The 12918-nt window shown below is 56.2% G+C and carries 11 protein-coding genes; 2 read left to right on the top strand and 9 right to left on the bottom strand.

What is annotated here, in order from left to right; all coding sequences use genetic code 11:
* Window positions 1-32: 32 nt before the first annotated feature.
* Window positions 33-647, bottom strand: a complete 615-nt coding sequence (locus ACXKZG_RS18825; RefSeq protein WP_053140310.1) for a LysE family translocator — start codon at window positions 645-647, stop codon at window positions 33-35.
* A gap of 189 nt (window positions 648-836) precedes the next feature.
* Here ACXKZG_RS18825 and folA point away from each other — a divergent pair, with 189 nt between their 5' ends.
* Window positions 837-1319 carry a type 3 dihydrofolate reductase gene (folA, locus tag ACXKZG_RS18820; RefSeq protein ID WP_488875264.1) on the top strand — a complete coding sequence of 161 codons (483 nt, stop codon included), beginning with the start codon at window positions 837-839 and terminating at the stop codon, window positions 1317-1319.
* A gap of 65 nt (window positions 1320-1384) precedes the next feature.
* On the opposite strand, the gene apaH is transcribed toward folA, so the two are convergent.
* From apaH to lptD, 6 genes are all read right to left on the bottom strand, one after another.
* Window positions 1385-2215, bottom strand: coding sequence for a bis(5'-nucleosyl)-tetraphosphatase (symmetrical) ApaH (gene apaH, locus ACXKZG_RS18815; protein ID WP_346566976.1), 831 nt, complete (start codon window positions 2213-2215; stop codon window positions 1385-1387).
* Between the two features lie 67 nt (window positions 2216-2282).
* A complete protein-coding gene (gene apaG, locus ACXKZG_RS18810) occupies window positions 2283-2660 on the bottom strand; it encodes a Co2+/Mg2+ efflux protein ApaG (RefSeq protein WP_013200726.1) in 378 nt (125 codons plus the stop codon).
* A gap of 4 nt (window positions 2661-2664) precedes the next feature.
* Window positions 2665-3504 (bottom strand): 16S rRNA (adenine(1518)-N(6)/adenine(1519)-N(6))-dimethyltransferase RsmA, encoded by an 840-nt coding sequence (gene rsmA / locus ACXKZG_RS18805; RefSeq protein ID WP_013200727.1) that lies wholly within the window; start codon window positions 3502-3504, stop codon window positions 2665-2667.
* Complete coding sequence (pdxA, locus tag ACXKZG_RS18800) at window positions 3497-4489, bottom strand: 4-hydroxythreonine-4-phosphate dehydrogenase PdxA (protein ID WP_488875263.1); 993 nt, start codon at window positions 4487-4489, stop codon at window positions 3497-3499. The genes rsmA and pdxA overlap by 8 nt, the downstream gene beginning before the upstream one ends.
* Complete coding sequence (gene surA / locus ACXKZG_RS18795) at window positions 4479-5774, bottom strand: peptidylprolyl isomerase SurA (RefSeq protein ID WP_346600009.1); 1296 nt, start codon at window positions 5772-5774, stop codon at window positions 4479-4481. The genes pdxA and surA overlap by 11 nt, the downstream gene beginning before the upstream one ends.
* 54 nt (window positions 5775-5828) lie before the next feature.
* Window positions 5829-8228, bottom strand: coding sequence for an LPS assembly protein LptD (gene lptD / locus ACXKZG_RS18790; RefSeq protein WP_041691901.1), 2400 nt, complete (start codon window positions 8226-8228; stop codon window positions 5829-5831).
* A 148-nt stretch (window positions 8229-8376) separates the two neighbouring features.
* Between lptD and djlA the strand changes: the two genes are divergently transcribed.
* On the top strand, window positions 8377-9210 hold the full coding sequence (gene djlA / locus ACXKZG_RS18785; protein WP_013200731.1) for a co-chaperone DjlA: 834 nt from the start codon (window positions 8377-8379) through the stop codon (window positions 9208-9210).
* A gap of 66 nt (window positions 9211-9276) precedes the next feature.
* Here the strand turns inward: djlA and rluA are convergent, their stop codons facing one another.
* Both rluA and rapA read right to left on the bottom strand, forming a co-directional pair.
* On the bottom strand, window positions 9277-9930 hold the full coding sequence (rluA, locus tag ACXKZG_RS18780) for a bifunctional tRNA pseudouridine(32) synthase/23S rRNA pseudouridine(746) synthase RluA (RefSeq protein ID WP_013200732.1): 654 nt from the start codon (window positions 9928-9930) through the stop codon (window positions 9277-9279).
* A gap of 42 nt (window positions 9931-9972) precedes the next feature.
* On the bottom strand, window positions 9973-12879 hold the full coding sequence (gene rapA / locus ACXKZG_RS18775; protein WP_013200733.1) for an RNA polymerase-associated protein RapA: 2907 nt from the start codon (window positions 12877-12879) through the stop codon (window positions 9973-9975).
* Window positions 12880-12918 lie beyond the last annotated feature (39 nt).

Below are 12918 nucleotides of genomic sequence, written 5' to 3'. Positions count from 1 at the left end.
GGTCAGTTTGACCGGCAGGCCGGTTCGCGCGATCAGGAGAGCGCGACCTTGATGCCCAGCGCGATCAGCACGCCGCCCAGCAGTTTATCCACCAGCTTTTGCGCCTTCGCCAGGCCACGACGGACCGGGGCGCTCTGGATGATCACCACCAGCAGCGGCCACCAAATCGAGGAGAGCATCAGGATGATCGCCGCGTACCAAATCTTCTCGCCGAAACCGGTATGCACGTTAAGCACCTGGGTAAACATCGACAGGAAAAACAGCGTGGCTTTCGGGTTTAGCAGGTTACACAGGTAGCCCTGCAGGAACGCCTTCTTCAGCGAGGTGGTTTCCGGCTCGATATTGCTGAGATCCATTTTGCTGTTGCCACGCGACATCAGGGCCTGCACACCGATGTAGATCAGATAGGCCGCGCCGACATACTTCAGCATCATAAACAGCCACGGCGTGGTGGTAATCACCACCGCCAGACCTGCCACGCAGTAAGCCATATGCGTCGCGACGGCACAGTTGACCCCCAGCGCGGTAAACATTGCGGCTGTGCGGGGATAACGGGCGGCATTCTTGATAATCAGGAAGAAATCGGGGCCGGGAGAGAGCATTCCCAGAGCCGCGATCGTGGCGATAATCAAGCTGGTCTCTAACATGGTGGCATCCTGTAGCAAATGAGGGGCGGATTCTAGCACGTTCGCAGGGTTTTTTAGCTATCAGCCAGAGCAAATACAACGCAAACGTTACCTTGAAGAACCTTTACGCAAATCCCCCGCCAGGGGTATCGACGAAAGTTTCACCTTTACGTATGATGGCGCCAATTTTACCCCCTTTACTGAGTTTCTATGATGATAAGCCTGATTGCGGCCATGGCGGCCGACCGCGTTATTGGAATGGATAATGCCATGCCGTGGCACCTGCCAGCCGATTTGGCCTGGTTTAAACGCCAGACCCTGGATAAGCCGGTGATCATGGGCCGCCGCACCTGGGAGTCGATCGGACGCCCGCTGCCAGGCAGACTGAACATTGTGATCAGCAGCCAGCCGGGCGATGCGGAAGGCGTCAGTTGGGTGGCCTCTATCGATGAGGCGCTGCAGGCAGCCGGAGAAGTGGATGAAGTGATGGTCATCGGTGGCGGTCGCATCTATGAACAGCTGTTGCCGCGTGCCGATCGTCTGTATCTGACGCACATTGATGCGGAAGTGGTGGGCGACACCACCTTCCCGGATTTCGAACCGGAAGAGTGGCAGTCGACCTTCAGTGAATTCCACGATGCGGATGAGAAGAACAGCCACAGTTTCTGCTTCGAAATTCTGCAACGTCGTTAATCACCACCCGCCAGATGTGACAATGCCAGACCGGAGTCTGGCATTGGCTAAGCCGCTTTATCGCGTCAGTCTTCCAGCGCACGTTCGCGGTTGGAAGGCTGAACGAACCACGCTTTATCTTCCCAGCGCAGCATCGTCAGCACGCCACCCCAGCAACAGCCGGTATCCAGCCCAATAATCCCGTCAGGTGTGCCTTTGCCTTCCAGCGAGGCCCAGTGACCAAACACAATGGTGTACTCGCTGGCGACCGGGCCAGGAATATCAAACCAGGGTTTCAGCGGCGGTGGGGCGGTGTCGGGCGTATCCTTGCAGATCATATCCAGCTGCCCGTTCGGGAAGCAGAAGCGCATCCGCGTCAAGGCGTTGGTACTGAAACGCAGACGCGCCAGCCCACTGAGTTCCGGCGTCCAGTTATTCGGCATATCACCGTACATGGCGTCGATAAACAGGGGGTAGGTGTCGCTGGAGAGGACCGCTTCAACTTCGCGGGCGCAGGTTTTCGCCGTTTCAATATCCCACTGCGGGGTGATCCCGGCGTGCGCCATCACCAGCTTTTTCTCTTCATCCACCTGCAGCAGCGGCTGGCGACGCAGCCAGTTGATCAGCTCGTCGGCGTCGTCCGCTTCCAGCAATGGCGTCAGGCGATCCTTGGGCTTATTGCGGCTGATACCGGCATAGACCGCCAGCAGATGCAGGTCGTGATTGCCCAACACCAGGCGCACACAGTCACCGAGCGAACGCACGTAGCGCAGCACGTCCAGCGATCCCGGACCGCGGGCCACCAGATCGCCGGTCAGCCACAGCGTATCCTGCTGAGGATCGAAAGCAACCTGCTCCAGCAGGGAATGAAGTTCGTCATAGCAACCGTGGACGTCACCGATCAGATATGTGCTCATTGGACCTTTCCAGGCAGACGTGTTCCTGAGCCGTTAAGCCCGATCGCCGTCTGTGCAATCAGATGAATTAATGGAGTTGGCTGGGAACGGCCATGCGGAACACCGGGATCTCAACCTGGAAGCTTGCGCCCTGATGGTCGATCATCACGTAATGTCCCTGCATGGTGCCCATCGGCGTTTCCAGCACGGCGCCGCTGGTGTACTGAAATTCACTGCCGGGCTGGATGTGCGGCTGCTCGCCAATCACGCCTTCACCCTGAACTTCGGTTTCACGGCCATTACCATTGGTAATCAGCCAGTAGCGGCCCAGCAGCTGAACGGCGTTACGCCCCAGATTGCGTATTGTGACGGTATAAGCAAAAACATAACGTTCTTCTTCAGGCACAGATTGCGAAGGAATATAGGCACTCTGAACATGGACACATACACGAGGCGTATCGATCATTCTGCTACTTCTCCGGCGTCTGGGTCTGAGGCTGGGTCTGCGGATGCGCAATCAGCCAGTTAGCTAACTGGCAATACTGCGCCACAGTGATGTTTTCAGCCCGTAAGGTCGGGTCGATGTTCATCTCCTGCAAGACTTCCAGCGAGAACAGATGCCCCAGGCTATTGCGCAGCGTTTTACGACGCTTACCAAAGGCTTCTGTGGTGATTCGGGTCAGCACGCGCATGTCGGTGACCGGATGTTCAATTTTCGCGTGCGGCATTAAACGCACCACCGCTGAATCAACTTTAGGCGCGGGCGTAAAGGATTCAGGTGGTACTTCCAGTACCGGGATCACCTGGCAATAATACTGCGCCATCACGGTGAGGCGGCCGTAGGCTTTGCTGCCTGGGCCCGCGACCAACCGGTTAACCACTTCTTTTTGCAGCATAAAATGCATATCACGGATTGCCGTGGCATAGCTGAAAAGATGGAACATCAGCGGCGTGGAGATGTTGTAAGGCAGGTTACCAAATACGCGCAGCGACTGGCCTTTTTCGCGAGCATACTCAGCGAAGTCAAAGGCCATGGCATCCTGCTGGAAGATCGTCAGCTTCGGTCCTAAAAACGGATGGGTTTGCAGACGAGCGGCCAAATCACGGTCGATTTCAATGACGGTCATGGCGTCCAGACGCTCGCCAACCGGTTCGGTTAACGCACCCAGACCGGGTCCGATCTCGACGATGGCCTCGCCTTTCTGCGGGTGAATGGCGGAGACGATGCTGTCGATAATGTACTGATCGTTCAGGAAGTTCTGTCCGAAACGTTTGCGGGCGAAGTGGCCCTGGTGGACGCGATTATTCATTACTGCTCTTGATCATGGTGATGGCGAGGTTAAGCGCCGTAATAAAGCTGCCCGCATCAGCATTGCCCAGGCCAGCCAGTTCTAAGGCGGTGCCATGGTCAACGGAGGTACGGATAAAGGGCAGGCCGAGGGTGATATTCACCGCGCGCCCGAATCCCTGATATTTTAGCACCGGAAGCCCCTGGTCGTGATACATCGCCAGGACGGCATCGGCATGTTGCAAATATTTTGGCTGGAAAAGCGTATCGGCCGGTAACGGCCCGGTCAGCAGCATTCCCTGCTGACGAAGCTCGTCCAGGGCAGGGATGATAACATCGATCTCTTCCCGACCCATATGTCCGCCTTCACCGGCGTGCGGATTTAAGCCACAAACGAAGATGTGCGGAGAGACTAAGCCAAATTTGCGCTGCAGGTCAGCATGTAAAATGCCGATGACTTCATGCAGGCTGTTGCGGGTAATCGCCGCGGAGACGTCTTTAAGCGGCAGATGGGTCGTCGCCAGCGCCACCCGCAACGCTTCCGTCGCCAGCATCATTACCACACGTTCGCACTGCGCACGTTCGGCAAAGAACTCGGTATGGCCGCTGAACGGGATACCGGCGTCATTAATTACACCCTTATGAACCGGGCCGGTGATTAACGCGGCGAATTCGCCGTTAAGGCAGCCGTCACAGGCGCGCGCCAGCGTTTCCAGCACGTAATGGCTGTTGGCGACGCACAGCTCGCCAGCGATAACCGGCTGCGGCAAAACGACGGGAAGGACGGTCAGCGTGCCGGCTTGCTGCGGCTGCGCCGCCGTACCGGGCTGATAGTCTCTCAGGGTGAGGGGTAAACCCAGCTTTGCTGCACGGTCGAGCAGCAAAGCTGGATCGGCACACACAACCAGTTCAACTGGCCAGTCGCGCTGGGCCAGTTGAAGGGTAACATCAGGACCAATCCCGGCGGGTTCGCCGGGAGTGATCACCACACGATGATTACTGTGCATTCGCATCCAGGATTTTCACGTAGGCGGCAGCACGCTGCTCCTGCATCCAGGTCTGCGCTTCTTCAGCAAACTTGCGGTTGAACAGCAGACGATAAGCACGCTCTTTCTGTGCCGCGTCGGTTTTGTCCACCTGACGGGTGTCGAGCAGCTGAATCAGATGCCAGCCGAAGGACGAGTGAACCGGTGCGCTCAACTGGCCTTTTTTCAGCTTCATCAGCGCATCGCGGAACGCCGGGTCATACATTTCCGGGGAGCTCCAGCCTAAATCGCCGCCCTGATTGGCTGAACCTGGATCCTGAGAAAGCTGTTTAGCTTCTTCAGCGAAGGTGGTTTTGCCGCTGTTAATATCAGCCGCCACCTGCTCCAGCTTCTGACGCGCCTGCTCATCGGTCATTACCGGAGACGGCTTCAGCAGAATGTGGCGGGCATGCACTTCGGTCACGGAAACGTTCTGGCTCTCGCCACGCACATCGTTAACTTTCAGGATGTGGAAGCCAACTCCCGAACGGATTGGACCGATGATGTCGCCTTTCTTCGCCGTGACCAGCGCCTGAGCAAACAGAGATGGCAGCTCCTGAATCTTGCCCCAGCCCATGTTGCCGCCTTTCAGCGCCTGGGGATCGGCAGAGTAGGTGATCGCCAGTTTGCCGAAGTCAGCGCCGCTTTTGCTCTGGCTGACCAGCTGTTTCGCCAGCGTTTCCTGATCGTCAACCTGTTGCTGAGTCGGGTTTTCCGGCAGTGGCAGCAGGATGTGGCTGAGGTTTAACTCGGTGCTGGCATTGTTTTGTGACGCAACCTGCTTGGAGAGAGAATCCACTTCCTGAGGCAGGATGGTGACGCGACGACGCACTTCGTTGTTACGCACTTCCGCAATGGTCATCTCGCGACGGATCTGCTCACGGTAGGTGCCGTAGTTCATCCCATCGTACGCCAGGCGGCTGCGCAGCTGGTCTGGCGTCATTTTGTTCTGTGCGGCGATGTTCTGGATAGCCCCATCAAGCTGAGCATCCGTCACCTGAATCCCGGACTGTTTTGCCATCTGCAGCAAAATATTGTCCATGACCAGACGTTCAACGATCTGATGACGCAAGGTTTTGTCATCAGGCAATTGCTGACCAGCCTGCTGAGCCTGGCTTTTAACCGACTGCATCATGCCGTCGACATCACTTTCAAGTACTACGCCGTTGTTTACTACAGCGGCAACTTTATCAACAACTTGCGGGGCTGCAAACGCGGTGCTGGCTGTCAGCGCTGCACCAAGGATCAGCATTCTCCAGTTCTTCATACTTTTTCCATTCTTCTATCCGCACTGCGGGTTTGCATTGTATTAATCACAACATCAGAAAGAGCGCTGATAAGGCAAGATGCCCTCACGCAGCATTTGACCGGTGCCGAGGCTATAAGAAGGACTCAGGCCACGTAGCTCAATGTTGAACGAGATTTTATTGTCGTAATTACTGGTACTGTTATCGCTATTCCAGCTGGTGATTTTACGTTCGTAACCCAGACGAATTGCATAGCAGCAGGAACTGTACTGCACACCAAGCAACTGATCGGCCGGCTGTTTGGCTTTGGTATCGTAGTACCAGGCGCCTACCACCGACCAGGCATCAGCAATCGGCCAGCTTGCCGTTGCGCCAACCTGAGAAATGCCATCCTGATAGCCTGGGTTGGTCACCGTGGATAACGTTTGGGCAATATATTCCGGGCTGGTGTAACGGTAGTTCAACTGCACCATACGGTCAGCATCGCGGCGGTATTCCAGTACGGCATTGCCTTGCGAAACGTTATCAAGACGGGTGTCGTACTGCAGGCCACCACGGGTGCTCCAACGGTCGCTGATACGGTAGTAGGTGTCACCTGCCCACACCAGACTGCCACGATCGTCGCTGTCCGCGTTCTCCAGACCGGTACGGGATGGAGTAAACGAGTAGATTTGACCTACGGAAGCGTTAAAACGTTCAACCAGATCGTTATCAAAAATTCGCGTGGTCACACCGCTGGTCACCTGGTTGGCTGACGCGATGCGATCCAGACCACTGTAAGTGCGGTCGCGGAACAGGCCGGTGTAGTCACTTTGCAGCAGCGTGGAGTCATAGGCGCGGATATCGCTCTGGTCGCGATAAGGCAGATAAAGGTACTGCATACGCGGTTCCAGCGTCTGCGTGTAGCCTTCTGACCAGTCCATATCCCGGTCAAACACCATCTTGCCGTCAACTTTAAACTGCGGCATCACGCGGTTAACGCTGCTTTTCAGCTGGTTAACTTTGTTGGTATCAACGGTGTTGTTGTAATACTCAATGTCGTCCTGCTGATAGTGGGTCGCCAGCAGTTTCGCTTCGGTATTCAGACTTCCCCAGCCGTTAGACAGCGGCAGGTTGATGGTCGGCTCGAGGTGCAAACGGGTTGCATCCGGCAACTCTTCGTTGACGTTGGTGAATTTCACCGCCTGAGCATACAGGTGGGTATCGAACGGCCCGACGTTGTTCTGGTAATAGTTGTAGTCAAACTGCGGTTCTGCACGGTAAACGTCATTGCTGGCGTTAGTGGAGAAGATCTGGAACTGTTTGGTCGACAGCGTGGCGTCCCAGTTTTTCTCGGCATAACCGATACTGAATTTCTGCGTGACGTAGCCGTCCGTCGAGTTGGCATACGGCGAGTCGAGGTCAGTGAAGTAATAGGTGTCACTGACTTTGGTGTAGTCGACGTTGAAGCGCCAGTTCTTATCGTAAACACCGGCGTGCTTCCAGTAGAACATCCAGCGTTTGGAATCGTCATCGCTGATGTTGCGTGAAGGCGCATCTTTTTCGAACTGATTGTCCGAATTCAGATAATCGAACTCCATCAGACCGGCACCCGCCAGGGTCAGATAACGGAATTCGTTCTGTAACTGCAGCCCACGGTTGCTCATATAGTGCGGCGTAATGGTGGCATCGGCCTGCGGCGCAATGTTCCAGTAATACGGCAGAATGAACTCAAAACCGTTGGAGCTGCCGTATTTGGCATTCGGGATCAGGAAACCTGAGCGGCGGCGGTCGCCAAGCGGCAACTGCAAATAAGGGCTGTACAGCACCGGTACCGAGCCGATCCTGAAGCGGGCATTCCAGATTTCAGCAACCTGCTCTTCGCGGTCCTGAATAATCTCGGTGCCGGCCACGCTCCAGCTGTTATCGCCTGGCAGACAGGAGGTAAACGTGCCGTTTTCCATAATGGTGTAACGGTTCTGGCCACGCAGTTTCATCTGATCGCCAGTACCACGGCCCTGACGGCCGACCATCTGGTAGTCGCCGTTCCAGACGTTGGTGTCTTTGGTGTTCAGGTTTGACCAGGCTTTCGGACCTTTCAGGATGACCTGATTGTCGTCGTAGTGCACATTACCTAAGGCATCTACGGTGCGCACAGGCGTCGGCTGACCCGGCTGCTGCTTTTGATGCAGCTGAACCTCGTCAGACAGCAGACGGCTGTTACCCTGCTGGATATCCACGTTGCCGGTGAAGACCGCGTTATCGGGATAATTGCCTTTGGCATTGTCGGCGTTAATCGTTACCGGTAGGTCATTATTCGTTTTTCCCTGGACCAGAGGACGGTTATAACTTGGTACACCCAGCATACATTGTGATGCCAGGTCGTCGGCCAGGCCTTGCTGGCTGTAAATCGCTGTGCCGATAAGCGTGGCCAGCAAAGTAGGTAATCTTTTTTTCATACGCGGTATCGAGAATTCCGTGATAGCTGGCATCATGCCGACAAACGGTCAGAGACTATCGCACTCAACTGCGTTGCGCTAGTGTTAATCCTGGTCGTCTGGCCGCGTTGCCGTTAGGCTCTGAGTTAAATGACAGGTATGATAATGCAATTTTTAGCCTTCAGCATGGCGAATTGAGGAGTATATGCGCTATTGGGGAAAAGTAATTGGCCTTGTGCTCGGTTTGTTGAGCGGCACCGGCTTCTGGGGTTTAGCATTTGGCCTGCTGATTGGCCACCTGATCGACAAAGCGCGGGCAGTAAAAGGACAGGGCTATTTTGCTAACCAGCAAACCAGACAGTCGCTGTTTTTCCGCACCACCTTTCAGGTTATGGGTCATCTGACCAAATCCAAAGGACGCGTGACGGATGCGGATATTCAGATGGCTTCACTGCTGATGGACCGTATGCAGCTGCACGGCGACGCCCGAACGTCGGCGCAGCGTGCGTTCCGTGAAGGGAAAGAGGGCGACTACCCGTTGCGCAGTAAATTGCGTGAACTGCGTAGCGCCTGCTTTGGCCGCTTTGACCTGATTCGGATGTTTCTGGAAATTCAGATTCAGGCGGCGTTTGCCGATGGCTCTCTTCATCCTAACGAACGCCAGGTCCTGTTTGTGATCGCCGAAGAGCTGGGTATTTCCAAAGCGCAGTTCGATCAGTTCCTGCGGATGATGGAAAGCGGTCAGCAGTTTGGCGGCGGTGGCGGCAATTATCACAGCGGTGCGGGTTCGCAGGGCGGCGGCTTTGGTCAGGCGCGACGCGGACCCACGCTGGAAGATGCCTGCAGCGTGCTGGGCGTGAAAAGCAGCGATGATGGCACCACCATCAAACGTGCCTATCGCAAGCTGATGAGCGAGCATCATCCGGACAAGCTGGTTGCTAAAGGCTTACCGCCGCAAATGATGGAAATGGCCAAGCAGAAAGCGCAGGAAATTCAGGCGGCTTACGATCTGATTAAACGCGAGAAAGGGTTTAAGTAGCGGATTTGCCTGATGGCGATGACCTGACGGTGATAATAAGGGCGGAAGAGATTCCGCCCTTATTCGTTAGAAATCCGCCGGCTGACGGAAGGTCATTGGCGTGTGGTACTGCGGATGGGTAATGGTCAGCATCTCGGCATGCAGCTGCAGTCGCGGTGCCATGGCTTTAGCCTCATCGTGGGCGTAAAAATTATCCCCCAGAATCGGATGGCCAAGCGCCAGCATATGCACCCTTAACTGATGAGAACGGCCGGTAATCGGCTTCAGCTGAATACGGGCACTGTTGTCATCGGCATAATCCAGCACTTCATACTCGGTCTGTGCTGACTTCCCCGTTTCAAAACACACCTTCTGCTTTGGCCGGTTTGGCCAGTCGCAAATCAGCGGCAGATCGACCAACCCTTTAGCTTTCTCCGGATGCCCCCAGATGCGGGCAACGTACTGCTTTTGCGGTTCCCGCTCGCGAAACTGACGCTTCAGCTCGCGTTCAGCCGCTTTGGTTAACGCCACAACGATCACGCCGCTGGTGGCCATATCCAACCGGTGCACCGATTCCGCCGCAGGAAAATCACGCTGGACGCGGGTCATCACGCTGTCTTTATGATCCTCCAGACGTCCGGGGACCGACAGCAATCCGCTCGGTTTGTTGATCACCATGATGTGCTCATCCTGATAAAGGATGTGCAGCCAGGGTTCTTGCGGTGGGTTATAGGGTTCCATCTTGTTGCCTGTCAGGGGCGGCGTGAACCGCCCCATGTTGAGTTACTGATGCGTTACGACAATCAGACGCAGCGCATCGAGACGCCAGCCTGCCTCGTTCAGCGCGGACAGAACCTGCTCACGGTTGCTTTCCAGTGCGTCAATCTCATCCTGACGGATGTTCGGATTCACGGCACTCAGGGCATCCAGGCGCGACAGTTCGGCGCTGAGCTTTTCATCGGCTTCGCGGCGGGCGACGTCAATCACCTCGCGGGCCATGGTCGCGGCTTCGTCTTCGGCCAGCTTCAGGATCTCATGGACATCCTGCTGTACGGCGTTGACCAGCTTGCTACCGGTATGGCGATTCACCGCGTTCAGCTGACGGTTGAAGCTTTCAAACTCCACTTTACCGGCCAGGTTAGTGCCTTTGCGGTCAACCAGCATGCGCACCGGCGTTGGTGGCAGGAAGCGGGTCAGCTGCAGATGTTTCGGCGCCTGCGCTTCCACCACGTAGATCAGCTCTACCAGCAGGGTGCCGACCGGTAATGCCTTATTCTTCAGCAGGGACAGCGCGCAGCTGCCGGTATCCCCGGAGAGGATCAGATCCAGGCCGTTGCGGATAATCGGGTGTTCCCAGGTGACATACTGCGCGTCTTCACGGGAAAGTGCCTGGCCGCGATCGAAGGTGATGGTACAACCGTCTTCCGGTAGACCCGGGAAGTCTGGCACCAGCATATGATCGCCCGGCGTCAGTACGATCAGGTTATCGCTGCGATCTTCCTGATTGATGCCGACGATATCAAACAGGTTAAGCGCAAAGTTAACCAGTTCGGTATCGTTATCCTGCTCGCCAATCTTCTCTGCCAACGCCTGCGCTTTCTCACCGCCGTTAGAGTTCAGCTCCAGCAGGCGATCGCGTCCCTGTTCCAGCTGCATTTTCAGCGCACTGTGCTGCTTACGGCAGTCGGCGATAAATTCTTCCAGGCCTTCGGTCTGTTCCGGCGAGGCGAGGAAGGCAACCAGCTGGGCGTAGGCCTTATCATATATAGCGCGGCCGGTCGGGCAGGTATGCTCAAATGCTTCCAGACCTTCGTGATACCACTGAACCAGCACCGACTGGGCGGTTTTTTCCAGGTAAGGCACGTGGATCTGAATGTCATGCGTCTGACCGATACGGTCAAGACGGCCGATACGCTGCTCTAACAGGTCCGGGTTAAACGGCAGATCGAACATCACCATCTGATGGGCGAACTGGAAGTTACGGCCTTCGGAACCAATTTCAGAACACAGCAGCACCTGAGCGCCATCTTCTTCAGAGGCAAACCACGCGGCCGCACGGTCACGTTCAATAATCGACAGGCCTTCATGGAACACTGCCGCGCGGATACCTTCCCGCTCGCGCAGAACCTGCTCCAGCTGCAACGCGGTGGCCGCTTTGGCACAGATCACCAGCACCTTCTTATCGCGCTGGCTGGTCAGGAAGCCCATCAGCCACTCAACGCGCGGATCGAAGTTCCACCAGGTGCCGCTGTCGCCTTCAAATTCCTGATAAATCTGCTCGGGATACAGCATGTCGCGGGCGCGCTCATCGACAGATTTACGCGCGCTCATGATGCCGGAAACCTTGATCGCGGTTTGATACTGCGTTGGCAGCGGCAAACGGATCTGGTGCAGTTCACGTTTCGGGAAGCCTTTCACCCCGTTACGGGTGTTGCGGAACAGCACGCGGCTGGTGCCGTGGCGGTCCATCAGCATGCTGATCAGTTCCTGACGCGCTTCCAGTTTTCCTTCACGGTCGCTGTTGGCGGTTTGCAGCAGCGGCTCGATATCCTGCTCGCCGACCAGATCGTTAAGCATATTCATCTCTTCCGCGCTGAGCGACTTATCGGCCAGCAGGCCGGTTACCGCATCGGCAATCGGACGGAAGTGCTGCTGCTCTTCAACGAAGGCAGCAAAATCATGGAAGCGGTTAGGATCGAGCAGGCGCAGACGGGCAAAGTGGCTTTCCAGTCCCAGCTGCTCTGGCGTCGCGGTCAGCAACAGCACGCCAGGGATCTGTTCGGCCAGTTGCTCAATCACCTGATATTCGCGGCTTGGCTGGCCTTCTTCCCACGCCAGGTGGTGGGCTTCATCGACAATCAGCAGGTCCCAGGAGGCATCCGCCATCATTTCGAGGCGCGTTTTGTTGCGGCGCACGAAGTCGAGTGAGCAGATCACCAGCTGTTCGGTTTCGAAGGCGTTATCGCTGTCCAGCTGCGCCTGCGCATAGCGCTCATCGTCAAACAGGGCGAAACGCAGGTTGAAGCGGCGCAGCATCTCAACCAGCCACTGATGTTGCAGGGTTTCAGGCACCACGATCAGCACGCGTTCTGCACGGCCGGCCAGCAGTTGCTGGTGGATGATCATCCCGGCTTCGATGGTTTTACCGAGGCCGACTTCATCCGCGAGCAGGACGCGCGGCGCATGGCGGCGGCCAACATCATGGGCAATGTGCAGCTGGTGCGGGATCAGGCTGGTGCGCATGCCACGCAGGCCACTGACCGCAAGGTGATACTGCTCGCTCTGGTATTTACGGGCGCGAAAGCGCAGGGCAAAGCGATCCATACGATCCAGCTGGCCAGCAAACAGGCGATCCTGAGGCTTGCTGAAGACCAGCTTACTGTCGAGCATCACTTCACGCATCACCACGCCGGTCTCTTCGGTATCCAGACGCGTGCCGATGTAGGTCATCAGACCGTTTTCAGTGGTGACTTCTGCCACTTCCAGCTGCCAGCCTTCATGGCTGGTAATGGTGTCGCCCGGATTGAACATCACACGGGTGATTGGAGAATCATTTCTGGCATAAAGACGGTTTTCGCCGGTGGCGGGGAACAGCACAGTCACCATGCGCGTGTCGATCGCGACAATAGTGCCCAATCCCAATTCGCTTTCCGTATCGCTGATCCAGCGTTGACCAAGTGTAAAAGGCATAGATATTCGGCTCGATTCTCTTAGAGGTTATGGCAGGCA

The organism is Erwinia sp. 2186, assembly GCF_057812255.1.
Note: the sequence above shows the minus strand (reverse complement) of the source record. Positions and strands in the feature narration are given on the sequence as shown.

Coding starts and splice junctions, on each gene's coding strand:
- apaG (WP_013200726.1), bottom strand. CDS start 2,660: ATGATCGATACGCCTCGTGTATGTGTCCATGTTCAGAGTGCCTATATT.
- rapA (WP_013200733.1), bottom strand. CDS start 12,879: ATGCCTTTTACACTTGGTCAACGCTGGATCAGCGATACGGAAAGCGAA.
- pdxA (WP_488875263.1), bottom strand. CDS start 4,489: ATGCACAGTAATCATCGTGTGGTGATCACTCCCGGCGAACCCGCCGGG.
- lptD (WP_041691901.1), bottom strand. CDS start 8,228: ATGATGCCAGCTATCACGGAATTCTCGATACCGCGTATGAAAAAAAGA.
- rluA (WP_013200732.1), bottom strand. CDS start 9,930: ATGGAACCCTATAACCCACCGCAAGAACCCTGGCTGCACATCCTTTAT.
- djlA (WP_013200731.1), top strand. CDS start 8,377: ATGCGCTATTGGGGAAAAGTAATTGGCCTTGTGCTCGGTTTGTTGAGC.
- surA (WP_346600009.1), bottom strand. CDS start 5,774: ATGAAGAACTGGAGAATGCTGATCCTTGGTGCAGCGCTGACAGCCAGC.
- folA (WP_488875264.1), top strand. CDS start 837: ATGATGATAAGCCTGATTGCGGCCATGGCGGCCGACCGCGTTATTGGA.
- rsmA (WP_013200727.1), bottom strand. CDS start 3,504: ATGAATAATCGCGTCCACCAGGGCCACTTCGCCCGCAAACGTTTCGGA.
- ACXKZG_RS18825 (WP_053140310.1), bottom strand. CDS start 647: ATGTTAGAGACCAGCTTGATTATCGCCACGATCGCGGCTCTGGGAATG.
- apaH (WP_346566976.1), bottom strand. CDS start 2,215: ATGAGCACATATCTGATCGGTGACGTCCACGGTTGCTATGACGAACTT.